We start from the raw sequence: 15,699 nt of genomic DNA on the forward strand, positions 1-15,699 counted from the left end.
TCATGGCTTTTGCAACCCCTCAAGTGCTGGGTCAAATCGCTTCAACGGCTGAGGGTCCACGACATCCAGCAAGTTGGGAGTCTTGTTCGGTCCAGTCGCATAGCCAGAATCGATGGCCCAGTTCAACTGGCCTCGCATAGTGGTCAACAGGGAGGGACGCAGAGACAGCTCATAACGAAAACCTCGCCACACCTTGTTCACAACGTCCAGGGGAAGGTCAAGCCTGTGCACCAGCAGAGCTTTTGAGTAAGCCGGATTTTGATGAATGATGTCGATGGCCTGCTTGACGCTTTTCAGCAATTTCTGGATGTCTTCTCGATGTTGATCTTTAATGGCATCCATCACAACCAGGTTGAAGGTTTGGGCATAGATAGATGGTGCCTCTAACCGTTTGTAATCACGGGAGTTCTCACGCAGGGCAATCTCACCAAGTGGTTCCCACACTGAAATGGCGTCTACTTTGCCTGCCTCCAGGGCGGGCAACAGTTCCTCGGCAGACAAATTGACATGCGTCACGCTCGCCGGGTCAATTTGATAAAACAACAAGAAAAGGTCAGCGTAATACTGTGAAGTGCCTTTGTTGATTACACCCAGCCTTTTGCCGATCAGGTCACGAGGTTTGTGAATGTGGCTGGCGGTGTTGGCGACAATTCGCATGTCGTCCTTGTTGCTCACAAAAGTGGCAATCAATGAATAATCGGTTCGATTGAATGCGTTCAGCACCACCGGAATTTCGGCGCAAGTGATGACGTCGGCTTTGCCCTCCAGTGCAAGGTCCAGACACTTTACCCCGCCCAGGCACTCAACAGCCTTGACTGTCAATCCATTTTTATGAAACAGGTCCTGGTCTTGCGCCACAAACAGCGGCAAACTCAGCGGCGAACGAGAAATAGCCACTGTCAGATCCGCTCGCGAAATCAAAGGTAGACACAAAAGCCCGCCTAACACGAATAGTCTGGAAGCCAGCCGTCTCATGCGTTTCATCCACAATGTTGAAAGTTGCCAAGTCACCCATTTGCATGTTCCCACAAATAGGGGGTGACTTAACAATTAAATTGAGGGGTGAAAGAACGACTGTTTTGACTTACATCATCAAACCATCTGCCTGTTTGGCAGTCGGGGCAGCCTGCGCGCCAGCCACAGCATCAGGCCAAGGCAACAGGCCAAGGCGGCACTGACACCCAACCAGTCACCCCAGCTCCAGGCGTAACCCGCCAGCGAACCGATTAAACTGCCGCCCAGATAGTAGGCAGTCAGATAAATGGCCGAGCCCAGGGCCCGGCGACTGCCCGCCCGTTCGCCCACCCAGCCACTGGCCGTGGAATGGGACCCAAAAAAGCCGATGGTAAACAGCGCCACGCCAGGCACCACCAACCACAGCGAATGAAATTGCGTGAACAAAAGGCCACAGGCCATGATGGCGAGCGTACGCCACAACACCTTGCCACGCCCGATTTTGTCCACCAGCCGACCGGTCCATGCCGAAGCCACGGTGCCAAGCGCGTATAACAGGAAAATGGCGCTGACCGTGGTTTGAGTCAAACCGTAGGCGGGCGATTCCAGCCTGAACCCGAAGTAGTTGTACAGGGCTACAAAAGCCCCCATCAACAGGAATGACACCAAAAACAAACATTGCAAACCCCGTTCGCCCAACACCTGCCCCAGGTCCGCGATCAGGTTTGAAATCTGGATAGGGCGCGCCCGAAAGTGCCGGGAATCGGGCACGTTGCGCCAAAAGAGCATCGCCGCTGTCAGCCCAATCAGGCCAGACACCAAAAATGCGGTTTGCCAGCTGGACCATTCCGTAATGAACGCGATGATAAAGCGCCCGCTCATGCCACCAAAGGCATTGCCCGCAATGTACAAACCCATGGCACGGCCCCGTGCATTGGGGGCAATTTCTTCGCCCAGCCAGGCCATTGCAGTGGCCGGCAAACCCGCGATGGCCACGCCGAGCAACACCCGCAGAAACAGAAACTGCGGCAAAGAGTGAGCCAGAGGCAACAAGAGCGTGAAAAAAGCAGACCCGAACAGCGAACACTTCATCAAAGTGCCACGCCCAAAGCGATCAGACAGCATGCTGAAGGGAATCAGCATAAAGGCAAGCGCAGCGGTGCTCGCCGACAGGGTCAGGCTGGCACCGGCCGGCGACACCCCAAAGTAACTGGCAAACAGGGGCAACAGGGGCTGAGGGCCGTACAGAAGGGAGAAGGTGGCAAACCCGCCCAGAAACATGGCCAGGTTGGCCTGCCGGTAGGCGGGGGTGCCCGCCTCCAGGTAAAGAGAATCTGCGGTTGTTTCTGACATTCTTGTACCCCGACAACGGTCCTTGAGCGTTAATGGTAAGAATGCCAATAAAATCCGTCCAATATATTTATAATTCAAAATAAATACATTTGGAATATATAAAGGTTCATCCATGGAATTACGTCACCTACGCTACTTCGTGACTGTCGCCGAAGAACTCAACTTCACCAAGGCTGCCGAGCGCCTGCACATGGCACAGCCCCCTTTGTCGACTCAAATCAAAGACCTTGAAAACCAGTTAGGCATCAAACTGTTTGAACGCTCAAAAAGACATGTTGCCCTTACGCAGGCCGGGGAGCGGTTTCTCGAACGAGCCACCCGGATCTTGCAGGATGTGGAATCGGCAAGATTAGAAGCGCAACGATTCAGCAAGGGAGAATTGGGCGAACTGAGAATCGGCTTTGCCTCGTCCCTGCCCTACAGCCTGATGCTGCCCAAGCTGCTGTTCACATTTCAAAGTGAACACCCGCAGGTCAAGCTGCAGTTGTCGGAGCTGTTCTCCAACCAGCAGCTGCAGGCGCTCGCCGACGGGCTGTTGGATGTGGGTCTGGTTCGATACAACGGCGGAACACTGCCGAATGATGTGGAGGTTGAAGAACTGGGACGCGACAGCCTCAGGTTGGTGGTCAATGTCAACCACCCGCTGGCAGCTGAAGAATCTGTGCGCTTTGCACAACTGAAAGAAGAGTCGTTCATCACGTTTCCGGAGGGTGTGGGCTCAGGCCTGCCCGCCTTGTTGCAAAAACTGGCTCAAAAAGCCAAATTCACGCCCAATATTGTGCAACAAGCCAAAGAGGCCACCACCCAAATCGGACTGGTGGCTGCGGGCTTGGGGGTGGCTTTGCTACCGGCACCGTTGGAATGCATTCAATTGCCGAGAGTGCGATACTTACCCATTGTTGACAAAGACGCTTACTACACCTTGTCTGCAGCCTATCGCAAAAGTGACAAAAGCCCGCTCACCTTGGGCTTTCTGAAGGTATTGCGGCAACTCCACACTGACTCAGGCGGCCATGCCTGAGTCAATCTGCGAGGCGCACAGGTTGATCAACCTGTGCGGTTCACCGCCTTTGACAAACACCTCATCCATGCCTGCCCGAAGCGCCGCTTCACGGTCGCTGTAGAGCTGACTGGCGGTGTATCCAATGATTTTCAGTTTACGGTGTCGCATCGAGCTTCTCAGTGCGCGGGCCAGCGTGTAACCGTCCATGCCTGGCATGTGGATGTCCAGCAGAATCAGGTCGTAAGGGGGCTCGGCGCGGTCAATCATCTTGTAAGCTTCTTCACCGCCAAGGGCTATGTCCACATCGGCCTGTGCAATCAAAAACATTTCACGACCCACCTCGAGATTGATCAGGTTGTCGTCGACCACAAGAATGCGACGGCCCTTCAGGCGGGCCTTGGGCACCAGTTTCGGAATGTCTTCTGGCAAATCGTCCTGCTGTCCCTGGGCGATCCAGAGTGGCACTTCCAAAGTCACATTCGAGCGCCGGTTGATCTGCTCCTCTGAAATAACATGGCCATTCATCAGCTTGATCAATCGGAACGCCAGGCTCAAACCCACGTCACGACGGGACACACTGCCCAGGCTGTTCGACTTCCGGATTTTGTCGAAAGCCTCGCGCAACACGCGAAGCGTGCTGGTCACCTTGGGCTCGCCGGTGTCAGCCAGATCGATGACCAGCAAAAACTGGTGAGGAAACGTAAAACGCGCAAAAATGCGGCAGCGCAGTTGGCCGTTGCGCAACAGTTTGACGATATTGACGATCAGCTCCTCCAGCGCCTGTTGCAAGCGGTTTTGATCGCCCAGGGCGAGTTCGGGAATGTCGTTGGACATTTCCACACTCAAGTCCAGGTTGTACTGGTGGGCCATGCCTTCCAGCAAGGCCACCAAGCGATTGAGCAAACGGTTCAGCTCAAATGGTTCGTTCAGTGTTTGTAACTGGCCGTTTTCCGCCTCGTTGAGGTCAATGATTTTGAACAACAGGTCATCCAGCGTTTTGCACGATTCCTCAATGTCGGATGCAATCTTGCTCTGCATGACATCCAGCCCGGATGCATTTAAGGAATGCAAGCCTGCGATGACCGCGTGCAGGGGTGTTCTGAATTCGTGGCTGATTGACCGCAGAAAAACCTTCTGTGTGGAATGCGCTTCCAGCAGGCTCCGGTTTCTTTCACGCAACAGCAAGATAAGCCGATTGAATTTGCCCACCGATTGAATGGAGAGGCAGGAAATGGTGTGGCAAATGGCAATCATCAGTATGCCGGACAAAACAAGACGGATGAAGTTGTAGCTGCTGATGGGCTCTAGGCCCAACATGCCCACGTGCAAACCCACCGCGTACGCCACCAGCGTACACACCAAGGCCTTGCCGGGCTGAAACACCAGGTAGACGAACACCATGCCCAATGGTGCATAGAAAAATGCGCCAATCCCCTCCACATAGCAGGCCAGGAAAAAATACATCAGGCTGATACTCAGGAAAATCATCTCGCCCAATTGGGAATGACGATTGCGCTTTAAGGTGCCACTGACCCAAACATAGGCGAGGCCGGCGATCACATCGATCCAGACATTGAACCAGTCCCCGTGCATGACACCGGACAAAGCCAGCGGAAAGCTGAGTACAAACGCAAGAAACAGGCTCAAGCCGGACAGCATGTGCGCACGTATCCTGCTGACCCGGGAGAATTCGGGCGCAGCAGGAAAAAAGAACGATTGGTATCGATCCCAGCGGCTCATTCAAGTCTCTTCTAGAGGACTTCGTTTTTCACAAAGGCCAAACATTATTACAGCAATTACAGTACTTTAACGTTGATGCGAAACAGACAGAACTACTCAAAGTTGTAGTCCCGCCACAGAGGGGGGTTTTAACCCAGCCACCGTTGCAGCATTTCTTTCAGTTTGCCGGGCTCAAATGGTTTGGACATGTAGTCATTCATGCCGGCATCCAGACAGGCAATGCGGTCGGATTTCAGGAACTGTGCCGTCAATGCAATCACCGGAATTTGACGGTTTTTCACTGAACTGCCCTCCGCGCGAATGCGTCGCGTGGCCTCCAGACCATCCATGACCGGCATCTGGCAGTCCATCAAGACCAGGTCGAAATCACCGTCACTTAACTGGTCGAGGGCTTGCTGGCCATTCTCGGCAATTTCAACCTGCAATCCGAATTTTTCCAGTATGCCCTTTTCCACCTTCTGGTTAATCGGATGATCTTCAACCAGCAGAACCCTTGCATTGAATTGAGGCACAGCCGGAGCAGGTACATTGGCCGTGACTTGAAAATCAGACACGAACAAATGCGCCACTTTTTGAAGCAAGGTGTGTTGGGCGAGCGGTTTGATCAAATAGGCATCCGCCCAGTGCTCAATTCGTTCAATTTCATGCAAATGGCCCGCCTGAGAACTGATACACACCACTTTGATGGCTTGCCCAGTGTCGCGCACTTGGGCAATGACCGACTCCAGGTCAATGCGTGACCCCAGTGCCTGCCGGTCCAGAACAACCAGTTCAGGCCGTTTGTTCACCTCAAAATCATGGTTCAGCAAATCCTTCATGGAATCGAAACAGTCCACGCGGGCGCCAAATCGGCTCAAAATAGAAACCAGATATTCCTGAAGGGCTGGCAGGGGTGAGCACACGGCGGTCTGAACGCCCTCCAGAAACCGGGGGCCATAGGCGCGCAGCTTGGGGGGCTTCAAAGCCCGTTTCAGGGGAAGCGTGAACCAGAACATGGAGCCCACGCCTGCCTGACTGTCAACACCGATTCGACCACCCATCAGGTGCACCAACTGACGACTGATTGCAAGCCCGAGCCCGGTGCCCTGTGCAGCCTGCGCCAGCGACAGATCCACCTGACTGAAACGCTCAAAGAGTTTTTGCTGATCCGATTGACACATGCCCGGCCCGGAATCCACCACCTCAAAACGCACCTCAGACATCTGAGATTCGGTGCTGCCCAAAATAACGTTCACCTTGACTTGACCGATTTTGGTGAACTTGATGGCGTTCGCAATCAAATTGAACAGCACCTGCTTCAACCGGACCTCGTCGCCAAGCAAAGGGGTCTCGGGCACGTAACCCGTGGGGCACACCAGTTCAATGCCCTTCGACTCAGCCTCGGCATTCAGGGTTTGCGCCACTTCCTCCAGCAACTCGGGCAAATTCAGTTCGTTTTCACGAATTAAAAGCTGACCCGACTCCATTTTGGATGCGTCCAGCACATCATTAAGCAAATGAACCAGCGATGAGGCACTTTTGCGAGTGATGTTCAACAACTCGGATTGAGCCGCATTCAGAGGCGTCTCGCTCAACAAACTCAAAGCGCCGACAATCCCGTTCATGGGCGTTCTGATCTCGTGGCTCATGTTGGCCAAAAAATCAGCCTGGGCGCGCTGCAAAGCGAGTGCTTTTTCCTTTTCTTCAATCAGTGTGGACTCCACCTGGCGGCGGCGAGCGTTCTCATTGGACAACTGCTGATTCAAGGCCATCAGCTCGTCCAAGTTGGGCAGACTCAGCACCATTGGCAGTTTGGGCAACAAATACAGCGCGGTTGCCACTGACACCACTGCCGTGAGCAGCTTCAAAAGCCCATCGAGGTAATAAAGCGGGTACCACAAAGTGACGATACCCATCAGATGGGTAAAGCCGCAGGCCATGATGAACGCAGCAAACAGGTAATACACACCATGCAGTGCGCCACCCTTGCGGCGGGACGCCACGTACAGCAAACCGGCAGGAATTGAAAAATAAGCAATTGCGATCAGTGCGTCAGAAACCACGTGCAAAGTGAGCAAGGGAATGTTCCAAGCGATGCAAAAGCCGTGTGGAATGAACTGGTTGATTTGCCCCATGTGGCCTATTGTTCTTGATTTTAATTAAGGGATTGTACCTATTTTCAGAGGCAGATACTGACGCCTGAAAAGAGTCCCCTTGCAAATGCCTGACGACGGATTTTCACTCCATCTAGTTAAGGGCAAACAGCGATTCATCTCACCCTTTTGCGGGGCTACCATGACCCCTGTCAAACTCAAGGCGGTGCGTAAACTCCCACAGGGTGAACCGATGCAATCCAAAACCATTTTCTGTCTCGAAGACGGCCTTTTCTACAAAAATATGATCGAGCATCGTTTGACCGACTTGCTGGGTAATCATGCGCACATCGAATATTTCTTCAGCCTGGGGCATTTCAAGCAACGAAAGGGACCCTGCGACCTGCTGATATCCGATCTCCATCTGGGCGACTCCAAAGGCGAACAAACCGCCGAATTCCTGCTCGACTACAGCCAACACACCCCGGTGATTGTTCAATCGTCTGATCCCTATTTGCCAGAGCGACTGGAACGCCTGGGCCAAGGCAATATCAAAGCGGTCGAGAAAGCTGGCAGGGGGCCCGAATTTGCCCTTGCGCTGGAAGCGTTTCTTCAACTGCAAATTACACAAGGAAGAGGACTGACAGTTTCACACCCCAATTAAACTTGAAACGGGCGCTTTTGAATCCGGTTTGGTGGCACACTCGTTTTCTGTTGACCTTCTACAGGAGTTGTCATGTTCAACAGAATGCGCATCGTGTTAACGGGTCTGATTTGTGCGGGGTTCATGCAGGTTGCCACCCTTGCTTGGGCAACCCCGATTGATTCGAATTTCAAGCAGTGGAACCAGCTGCTGCAAAAGCACGTACAGTGGCTACCCGGTAAAACGCAAAGCCGGGTGGACTACGCCGGCTTTAAATCCGACAAAGCGCAGCTCGACAGCGTGCTGAAAGAGTGGTCTGGGTTAACACAGGCTGAATTCAGCAAAATGGACGTCAACACGCAAAAGGCGTTTTTGATCAATGCGTACAACGGCTTCACGATCGAACTGATCTTGAGCAAATACCCTGATTTGAAGTCCATCAAGGACCTGGGCTCCCTGTTCAGCAGCCCTTGGAAAAAAGACTTTTTCACCTTGCTGGGTGCAACGCACAACCTGGACTGGATCGAAAACAGCCAGCTTCGCGCCAAATACAAAGACCCACGCATTCACACCGCCATCAACTGTGCCAGCATTGGTTGCCCGGCCCTGCTGGACGAAGCCTTTGTGCCCGGCAAACTGGACAAACAGCTTGACGAGGGCATGCAGCGTTTCTTGAAGGATCACACACGCAATTACGTCAAAGACGGCGAACTGCACGTCAGCCCGATTTTCAAATGGTTTGGGGATGACTTTGCCAAAGGGTATCAAGGCTTCAACAGCATTCAGGATGTCTTTGCCAAATACGCAAGTGTACTGGGCAACTCCCCCCAAGACGTGGCCGCCATTCAGTCCAAATCCATGCCGGTCCAATTTGAGGATTACGACTGGTCCTTGAACGACATCAAACGGTAGCCGGACCAGTTTCACCATGAAGCAGCAAAAAACGCTCATTCTGTTCAATTACGACTGGGACCAAATCGCCTTTGGTGCCTTAAAGCGCCAATGGCCTCAGAGCAGTCGCGGGTTTGACCTGTTCACTTTTCCGAGCAACGCTCGCCTGGCCTGGTTTGACATGGAAAGATTCGTCAACATCAGCGCCTGGCAGGCGAAGCTGACCGGTGCCAAAGCGGTCGTCTCAAACCATGAACAGTTTGGTGCCCTGTGCGCAGCACTGCTGGCCGAAAAAATGGGCTGGCCGGGCACACCTGTCCACGCGGTGCTGGCCTGTCAACACAAGTTGCACGCCCGGCGTGTTCTTGAAGAAGTTGCCCCTGAGGCCACCGTGCCCGCCCTGCGGGTTGAGGCGGCCTATGGTGGCCCGATACCCGATGGTCTGCCCTACCCCGGCTATGTCAAGCCGGTGAAGGCTGCGTTTTCAGTGCTGGCCCGGCAGGTGGACAACCAGGATGAACTGCACAGACACACGCGCTTCGGCCCCTGGGAACTGTGGGTAATCCGCCATTTGGTGGAGCCTTTCGAGCGTGAAGTCAAATTGCGTCTGCCACAGGCGGGCACAGCGCACAGCCTGATGCTGGAACAGCCTGTGAATGCGCGCCAGTATTGTCTGGACGGCTATGTGTTCAACAATGAGATGCACCCCTTGGGCATTGTGGACTCGGTGATGTACCCGGGCACGGACGCGTTCATGCGATTTGACTACCCCTCGCAACTGGCAAGCACCGCCCAAGGCAAGGCTGTAGACGTAGCGCGTCGTTTTTTACAGAAAGTCGGTTTTACGCACGGGCTTTTCAACATGGAATTTTTCCATGACGAGGAAACGGACAGGCTGACCGTCATCGAATTCAACCCGCGCATGGCTTCCCAGTTTTCTGACCTGTATTCACGGGTGGATGGCATCAACCTGCACGAAATCGCACTGATGTTGGCGCATGGCCAAAACCCGGAACAGGCCGCTCGCAAAAAGCCCAAGGCAGGCATGGCCAGCAGCCTGGTTTACAGGGCGCTTCGCCCACAAGACCATCCGCCGTTTCCAGACCACTTGCAAATGGCCGCTTTTCGCAAACAATTTCCGGACGCCCTGTTTTTCGAATTCAAGAAAAAGCCCGGACAAGTGGAACGCGACTTCAAGTGGCTGCGCAGCTACCGTTACGGCATCGTGCATCTGGATGGCAAAGACCGGCTTGACCTGTTTGGAAATGCGCAGGCCGCCAGCGATGTGCTGGGCTGGCCAACGCCACTCAGCCTGACCGAGCGCGCGCTGTTATCGGGAGAATCGCTTGCGGCTAAAGTAGCTTAAAGCGTCCACAGCAGCCACCAGAATAATCATGGCCAGCAAAATTGTACTGGTTTCAGACATCTGGAAAAGCGCCATGTAATAAGCCAGCATTTGCCCAAGGCCGCCTGCACCCACCACGCCTAGAATGGCTGCGGCGCGAATGTTGTTTTCCCAGCGGTACAAGGTGTAGCTGACCAACTGGGGCAACACCTGCGGAAATGTGGCGTACCAAAAGACGATGAAGCCGCTGGCACCACGTACACGCAGCGCGTAGGCCGCCTCATCGGGGCTGTTCTCGATGCACTCGGCAAACAAACGACCCAGCACACCCGTGGTGTGAAACGCCAAGGCCACGGTGCCAGCAAAAGGACCCAAGCCCAGCGCAATCAGCAACAGCATCGCCCACACCAGTTCAGGCACGGCACGCAAGCCATTCAAAACACCGCGCGCCAACTTGCGCCAGCGGGCAGGGTCTGTGGGGTAAGCCTTGCTGGCCGGAATGGCCCAGGCCAAGCCGAAAATGGCCGCCAGAATGGTACCCAGGGCCGACATTGCCAGCGTTTCAAAACTGCTTTTAAACACTTTCAGCAAAAAATCATGCTCAAAATTGGGTCGCAGCAATTCAAGCACGAATGACCCCATGGCGCGCATGGAATCGGCTGACATAAAACTGGCAATCTCCAGATTCAAGCTGTAAAAACTGCTGACGATCAGCACCAGAATGGCAAAAGTGACCCAGCAGGACTTGCAGCGCGCATCAAACAGTTTGGGCGGCAAGCGATACACCTCGTTGGCAGGCTTCGTAACCATTTTTGTGCTCATGCCAACGCACTCCTCAGCCAGCCACTCACCCGGTCGGCCATCCACACCAGCAGCACAAACACCACCAGTATGGTGGCCACTTCAGAGCCGGCAAACATTTTCATCGAGGAATCCAGTTCCTGACCCAAGCCACCGGCCCCCACAAAACCAAGCACGGCCGATGATCGAATGGCACATTCCCAGCGGTACACTGTGTAGCTCGACAGCTCGGCCGCGCACTGGGGCAAGGTGCCGTAAAAGAAGGCCTGCAGCCGCCCACTGCCGTTTTTAAGCAGGGCAGACGCCGCCTGCGTGTCAGACGACTCAACGATGTCGGCGTACACCTTGCCCAACATGCCACCGTAGGTCAGGCCAATGGCAAGCATACCCGAGGTTGGGCCCAAACCCACCACGCGCACAAACACCAAGGCCCACACCAACTCGGGGATGCTACGCAGCACGATGGCAAACCACCGAACACACTGGCGAGCCGCCGCCGACCAAGGGGACATGCGGCCACCAATGGCTGAAATCGACAACACACGGGCTGACATCAGCGAAATCGGAAGGGCAACCAGCCAGGCCAGGGTTAAACCGGCCGTGGCGATTGCAACAGTGCGCCAGCTTTGACGGGCAACCAGCCACAGAAATTCGGAATCCATGCGGGGCGGAAACATGCCCACCACGAAATTAATCGCGGGTTTGTAGTTTTCTTCGTCCAGCAACACCCAAGGCTTAAACTCGGTCAGCCGCGTCACCGGCCACAGCAGTACCAAAAAGACGCCAAACCAGAACACTCGGCCAAGCCAGGCCGGGTCGCGATCCCGGTAAGAGGCTGTCATCTGCATGTCATCACCACAGGCGCCGGCTTTTCCAGAATTTGCGCGGGCTCGGGTGCGGGCCCGGTCAATTCGTCCAGATGCTGCTCATACAAACCCTGCAGCATAGCCTCTGTAATGTCGGCCGCCGGCAGGTCAAAATACACCTCGCCGTCTCGAAGACCAATGACGCGTGGGAAAAACCGCAAAGCCATTTCAACGTGATGCAGGGTAGACACCAAAGTGGCGTCAGAGGTCTTGCAACTGTCCAGCAAAACGGTCAAGGCCTGTTCAGCGCGCGTTGGGTCCAGTGCGGACAGCGGCTCATCGACCAGCAGCAATTCGGATTTTGCCAACACCGCGCGGGCAAGCCCAACACGCTGGCGCTCTCCACCCGACAATCGATCAACCCGCTCGAAAAGCTTCTCGCTGAGGTCAAAACGGGTTAGCGCCTCGTCTGCAGCAGGAATGTCCACAGGGTAGAAGAGACTGCGCAAGCTGCGAAACAGACCCATTTTGGGCAACGCCCCCGCCAACACCGAGGTGACCACCCGCTGACGGGGCGGCAAGGGTGGCACTTGAGGTGCCAAAAACAGGCTTTGGCGCAGGCGGGTCAAAGCGCCCTTGCGCAAAGTCCAAGGCGATACGCCGTTGAAAAGCACCTCACCCCCGCTTGGGCGAAGTGCACAGGCCAACACCTGCAACAGCGTGGTTTTACCCGCGCCAGAGGGGCCGATGATGGCCACTTGCTCCCCTGACTCAATGCACAGGGAAAGCGAGGTGATGGCCGCCCGGCCCTGACCATTGTCAGCAGGGTGACGGGCACTGCATTGCTTCAATTCCAGTTTCACTTCAACAATCCGGCTGAGCGTGCTGATTCCTCAATGCCCTTGTAGTTGGCTGGGCTGGTTGGAACAAACTTGGTGGCACGCTGGAGTTCAAGAATCTGTTTGCCCTCAGGTGTATCAGGCGTCAGGTCCAGAAAGGCCTGCTTGATTTTTTCACGTTCGGCAGCAGGCATGCTGTCGTTGACTGACCAGTTGTAATCGTAATAGGACGGTGTGGTGTAGATCACATGCACTTTGCTGGTGTCCACTTTGCCGTCTTTCACAAACTGGTTCCACACGGAAATGCTCAATGCACCAGCCTCCACCTTGCCTGCAGCCACTGCAGCGATGGTCGCGTCGTGCGCGCCAGAAAATGCAATGCGCTTGAAATCCTTTTCGGGATTGATGTGGGCTTGCAGCAGGTAATAACGTGGCATCAGGTGGCCAGATGTGCTGGAAGCAGAACCGAAACTCACGGTTTTACCCTTCAGGTCTTCCAGGGTTTTGATGCTGGGGTCGGTGGTGATGAATACAGATTTGAATTTTTCATCTTCAGCGCGTTGCACCAGCGGAATGATGTGCCCTTTGGAGCGGTCATTGGCTTGCACAAAGGTAAAACCGCCGAACCAGGCCAGGTCTACCTTGTTGTTGGCCAGTGATTCCACAGCGGCTGCGTAATCGGTGACGGGGGTGTACACCACTTTCATGTTCAACTTCTTGGACAAATAATCCATCAGGGGGTCGGCCTTGCGCGCAAGTTCAGTGGGCGACTCGTCAGGAATGGCGGTTACCTTGAAAACTTTTTCGGCATGCGCCATACCGGCCAGTCCGATCATGGCACAGGTCATCAAGACTTTAAAAGTGCGTGAAGGTGAAAAACTGACCATTGTGTACTCCTGTTGGGTTTGAACATGCAGGCGTGCCGCCCGACATTGCAGTATAGGTGAGAAAATCCGGCAATTGGTCTGGGGCGTCTTACAGAACACCACCGCCCGATGTATAACAACGGGACAAGCTGCCATTTGGTTTTACAACATGTCGACATTGCCAGAATTCCTTGAGTTTCACATACCCCAGAACGACCATGACGCTGGGCAATTGGCCAGCGCCCTGCTGGCTAGTCATGTTGAAATTGAGCCCAAATACTTCTACGACGACCTGGGCTCGAAACTGTTTGCCAGCATCACCGCGTTGCCGGAATATTACCCGACCCGAACCGAAGCGCAAATTCTACGCAACCATCCCAGGGAACTGGCGCAATGGGTGCCCGCCGAACACATTCTGATTGATTTGGGTGCGGGCGATTGTAAAAAGGCGGCCAGCCTGTTTCCGGTCATAAAACCGGCCAGGTACATTGCCGTGGACATTTCCAGCGTGTATTTGCGAGAAGTGCTCACCCACCTGCAACGGCAGTATCCACAGGTCCGCATGACCGGTGTCGGGCTTGATTTTTCAAAGGGCCTTGCCCTGCCCCAGGCGCTTGAACTGGAAAGCGACAAACCTTTGGTTGTGTTTTATCCGGGCTCCAGCATCGGTAACTTCACGCCTCAACAAGCCCTGCACTTCACAAGTACCATCGCTCAGACTTGCTCGCATCATCCAGACAGCGGCCTTTTGATCGGGGTTGATCTTGTGAAAGACACCAACACGCTTCAGGCCGCGTATGACGATGCGCTGGGTGTGACAGCGGCTTTCAACAAAAACATGCTGCTTCACATCAACCGGTTGATCGATGCCAATTTTGATATTCGTCAGTGGATGCATGTGGCGCACTTCAACACCGACGACAGTCGAATTGAAATGCACCTTGAGGCACTCAGCGACCTGACGGTCCAATGGCGCATGCCAGCCAGCGGACAGAGAGTGTTCAAAAAAGGCGAACGCATTCACTCTGAAAACTCATACAAGTGGCGCATCGACCAGTTCAGCGCATTGCTTGAACAGGCGGGCTTTGGCGACATTCGAATGCTGACAGACCCGGAAAAACAATTTGCGGTTTATTGGGCGCAGGTGCGAAAACCGGCAAACAGATCACGCCGGTCCGGCAAATAGAAATTGCGGTAAGCCGGGTGCTGCATTTCCGGTGCAGTGGCCCAACTTGCCCCTTTCAGTACTTTGCGTTCATTGAACCAAGGCTCTGAGTAGTCGGCATACGGATGCGCCTTAAACCCTTCGTAGGGTAAAAAGGCACTTGACGTCCATTCCCACACCTGCCCCCACTCGAAATCATTGTGAATTCGGGCCGCCACTTCCCACTCTGTTTCGGTGGGCAACCTTCGGCCAGACCAGATGCAGTAGGCCATGGCGTCCCACCATGACACATGGGACACCGGCGAATTCAAGTCAAGCGCTTGCCAGTGCTTGAAACATTGAATCTGCCATCCTGAGGTCGTGTTTTTCAAAACATGCGGTATGGCATGTCCCGATTTCGCCAAAAAACCCAGATAACTTCCCCAGGTCACAGGCTTGTCATCGATCTCAAAGGCTGCAACAGTGCGTTCATGGGGAGACAATTCGTTGTCAAATGCAAAACCCGCCCCGGTCCACCCCACCACATATCGACCCGCTGGCACCGTCAGCACCTTTGGATTTGCCGGTTCAGCGTTCGCCGGGCCAAGTTCTCTGGTGTGGTGTTTCGACAAGGGAATTCCCAGTGTCTGTGCCATGTAAACCGCCGCTTCCGCATGCATTTGCTCGTGAAACAACACCAACCGGAAAAAATAATGCGCCTCTTCAATCGCCTGGGCATTGCTCTCACCCAATGTCTCGATTTCCTGCAGGTACTCAAGGGTGCGGTTCAGGGCATCCTGGGCATACACTTGTGTTTCATGCAAGTTGGGCAGTGGCAAGGTCCACCGTGTTTCATGGGGCACAAGGCTGCTGTTGTAAAACGCATCGGCCTGCACAAAGCTGGAGAGCAAGCGTTGAATGTCGCGATTGGCCTGCAATCCTCGGTACCGGTGAGGATTGCGACCAATCCACCAATCCTGAAACCAGGCCAAATGACCAAGCTCCCAAAGCGGAGGATTGATTTCAGGCCGCCGGGGCACCCGCAGCTCAGGCCCAAGCGCCGCCACGTAGTCAGCAAGCAGGGTAATCGTTCTGACACGGGCTTCCTTGAGCAGACGGGCCAGGCTTTTACCTTTCGATACCCTTGCCTGATGAGCGATCGTTCCCCTTGAACTTGTGTAAACTGGAAATACAGACACTAAATACCCTCACTACAACTCGATCAAACTAACAAACACCGGC

General features: G+C 54.4%; 14 protein-coding genes. 5 read left to right on the top strand and 9 right to left on the bottom strand.

Annotated features, from left to right (window positions below; translation table 11 throughout):
• Both QQJ87_RS10620 and QQJ87_RS10625 read right to left on the bottom strand, forming a co-directional pair.
• The gene (locus QQJ87_RS10620; RefSeq protein WP_284281693.1) at positions 1-897 is read right to left on the bottom strand and encodes an ABC transporter substrate-binding protein; all 897 of its coding nucleotides are present in this window, start codon (positions 895-897) and stop codon (positions 1-3) included.
• A 195-nt stretch (positions 898-1,092) separates the two neighbouring features.
• Positions 1,093-2,307: an MFS transporter gene (locus tag QQJ87_RS10625; protein WP_284281695.1), complete on the bottom strand. Its 1,215-nt coding sequence runs from the start codon at positions 2,305-2,307 to the stop codon at positions 1,093-1,095.
• Between the two features lie 112 nt (positions 2,308-2,419).
• Here QQJ87_RS10625 and QQJ87_RS10630 point away from each other — a divergent pair, with 112 nt between their 5' ends.
• Positions 2,420-3,328: a LysR substrate-binding domain-containing protein gene (locus QQJ87_RS10630; protein WP_284281696.1), complete on the top strand. Its 909-nt coding sequence runs from the start codon at positions 2,420-2,422 to the stop codon at positions 3,326-3,328.
• Here the strand turns inward: QQJ87_RS10630 and QQJ87_RS10635 are convergent.
• Both QQJ87_RS10635 and QQJ87_RS10640 read right to left on the bottom strand, forming a co-directional pair.
• On the bottom strand, positions 3,311-5,050 hold the full coding sequence (locus QQJ87_RS10635; protein ID WP_284281697.1) for a response regulator: 1,740 nt from the start codon (positions 5,048-5,050) through the stop codon (positions 3,311-3,313). The two genes, QQJ87_RS10630 and QQJ87_RS10635, sit on opposite strands and share 18 nt — an antisense overlap.
• A 128-nt stretch (positions 5,051-5,178) precedes the next feature.
• A complete protein-coding gene (locus QQJ87_RS10640) occupies positions 5,179-7,164 on the bottom strand; it encodes a response regulator (RefSeq protein WP_284281698.1) in 1,986 nt (661 codons plus the stop codon).
• A 160-nt stretch (positions 7,165-7,324) separates the two neighbouring features.
• Here QQJ87_RS10640 and QQJ87_RS10645 point away from each other — a divergent pair, with 160 nt between their 5' ends.
• The 3 genes from QQJ87_RS10645 (at position 7,325) to QQJ87_RS10655 (ending at position 10,022) form a co-directional block, all read left to right on the top strand.
• Positions 7,325-7,786, top strand: a complete 462-nt coding sequence (locus tag QQJ87_RS10645; RefSeq protein ID WP_284281699.1) for a response regulator — start codon at positions 7,325-7,327, stop codon at positions 7,784-7,786.
• A 72-nt stretch (positions 7,787-7,858) separates the two neighbouring features.
• Positions 7,859-8,677 (top strand): DUF547 domain-containing protein, encoded by an 819-nt coding sequence (locus tag QQJ87_RS10650; protein ID WP_284281700.1) that lies wholly within the window; start codon positions 7,859-7,861, stop codon positions 8,675-8,677.
• Between the two features lie 16 nt (positions 8,678-8,693).
• The gene (locus tag QQJ87_RS10655; protein ID WP_284281701.1) at positions 8,694-10,022 is read left to right on the top strand and encodes an ATP-grasp domain-containing protein; all 1,329 of its coding nucleotides are present in this window, start codon (positions 8,694-8,696) and stop codon (positions 10,020-10,022) included.
• Here the strand turns inward: QQJ87_RS10655 and phnE are convergent.
• From phnE to QQJ87_RS10675, 4 genes are read right to left on the bottom strand one after another with little or no spacing between them, the layout of a single operon-like run.
• Positions 9,987-10,823, bottom strand: a complete 837-nt coding sequence (phnE, locus tag QQJ87_RS10660) for a phosphonate ABC transporter, permease protein PhnE (protein WP_284281702.1) — start codon at positions 10,821-10,823, stop codon at positions 9,987-9,989. The two genes, QQJ87_RS10655 and phnE, sit on opposite strands and share 36 nt — an antisense overlap.
• Positions 10,820-11,650, bottom strand: a complete 831-nt coding sequence (locus QQJ87_RS10665) for a PhnE/PtxC family ABC transporter permease (RefSeq protein WP_284281703.1) — start codon at positions 11,648-11,650, stop codon at positions 10,820-10,822. Before QQJ87_RS10665 ends, phnE begins: the two co-directional genes overlap by 4 nt.
• The gene (locus QQJ87_RS10670) at positions 11,641-12,471 is read right to left on the bottom strand and encodes a phosphonate ABC transporter ATP-binding protein (RefSeq protein ID WP_284281704.1); all 831 of its coding nucleotides are present in this window, start codon (positions 12,469-12,471) and stop codon (positions 11,641-11,643) included. Before QQJ87_RS10670 ends, QQJ87_RS10665 begins: the two co-directional genes overlap by 10 nt.
• Complete coding sequence (locus QQJ87_RS10675; protein ID WP_284281705.1) at positions 12,468-13,334, bottom strand: putative selenate ABC transporter substrate-binding protein; 867 nt, start codon at positions 13,332-13,334, stop codon at positions 12,468-12,470. Before QQJ87_RS10675 ends, QQJ87_RS10670 begins: the two co-directional genes overlap by 4 nt.
• 148 nt (positions 13,335-13,482) lie before the next feature.
• On the opposite strand from QQJ87_RS10675, the gene egtD reads away from it, so the two are divergent.
• On the top strand, positions 13,483-14,499 hold the full coding sequence (egtD, locus tag QQJ87_RS10680; RefSeq protein ID WP_284281706.1) for an L-histidine N(alpha)-methyltransferase: 1,017 nt from the start codon (positions 13,483-13,485) through the stop codon (positions 14,497-14,499).
• Here the strand turns inward: egtD and senA are convergent.
• Complete coding sequence (senA, locus tag QQJ87_RS10685) at positions 14,445-15,656, bottom strand: selenoneine synthase SenA (RefSeq protein WP_284281707.1); 1,212 nt, start codon at positions 15,654-15,656, stop codon at positions 14,445-14,447. The genes egtD and senA overlap by 55 nt on opposite strands.
• Positions 15,657-15,699: the final 43 nt, after the last annotated feature.

Origin of the sequence: Limnobacter litoralis (genome assembly GCF_030160455.1) — a bacterium.
Taxonomy (GTDB): Bacteria; Pseudomonadota; Gammaproteobacteria; order Burkholderiales; family Burkholderiaceae_B; genus Limnobacter; species Limnobacter litoralis.

Excerpts from the sequence above, each read along its gene's own strand:
- QQJ87_RS10675 (WP_284281705.1), bottom strand. The coding sequence starts at position 13,334 with ATGGTCAGTTTTTCACCTTCACGCACTTTTAAAGTCTTGATGACCTGT.
- QQJ87_RS10635 (WP_284281697.1), bottom strand. The coding sequence starts at position 5,050 with ATGAGCCGCTGGGATCGATACCAATCGTTCTTTTTTCCTGCTGCGCCC.
- QQJ87_RS10655 (WP_284281701.1), top strand. The coding sequence starts at position 8,694 with ATGAAGCAGCAAAAAACGCTCATTCTGTTCAATTACGACTGGGACCAA.
- QQJ87_RS10640 (WP_284281698.1), bottom strand. The coding sequence starts at position 7,164 with ATGGGGCAAATCAACCAGTTCATTCCACACGGCTTTTGCATCGCTTGG.
- QQJ87_RS10625 (WP_284281695.1), bottom strand. The coding sequence starts at position 2,307 with ATGTCAGAAACAACCGCAGATTCTCTTTACCTGGAGGCGGGCACCCCC.
- QQJ87_RS10630 (WP_284281696.1), top strand. The coding sequence starts at position 2,420 with ATGGAATTACGTCACCTACGCTACTTCGTGACTGTCGCCGAAGAACTC.
- QQJ87_RS10650 (WP_284281700.1), top strand. The coding sequence starts at position 7,859 with ATGTTCAACAGAATGCGCATCGTGTTAACGGGTCTGATTTGTGCGGGG.
- phnE (WP_284281702.1), bottom strand. The coding sequence starts at position 10,823 with ATGAGCACAAAAATGGTTACGAAGCCTGCCAACGAGGTGTATCGCTTG.
- QQJ87_RS10645 (WP_284281699.1), top strand. The coding sequence starts at position 7,325 with ATGACCCCTGTCAAACTCAAGGCGGTGCGTAAACTCCCACAGGGTGAA.
- egtD (WP_284281706.1), top strand. The coding sequence starts at position 13,483 with ATGTCGACATTGCCAGAATTCCTTGAGTTTCACATACCCCAGAACGAC.
- QQJ87_RS10665 (WP_284281703.1), bottom strand. The coding sequence starts at position 11,650 with ATGCAGATGACAGCCTCTTACCGGGATCGCGACCCGGCCTGGCTTGGC.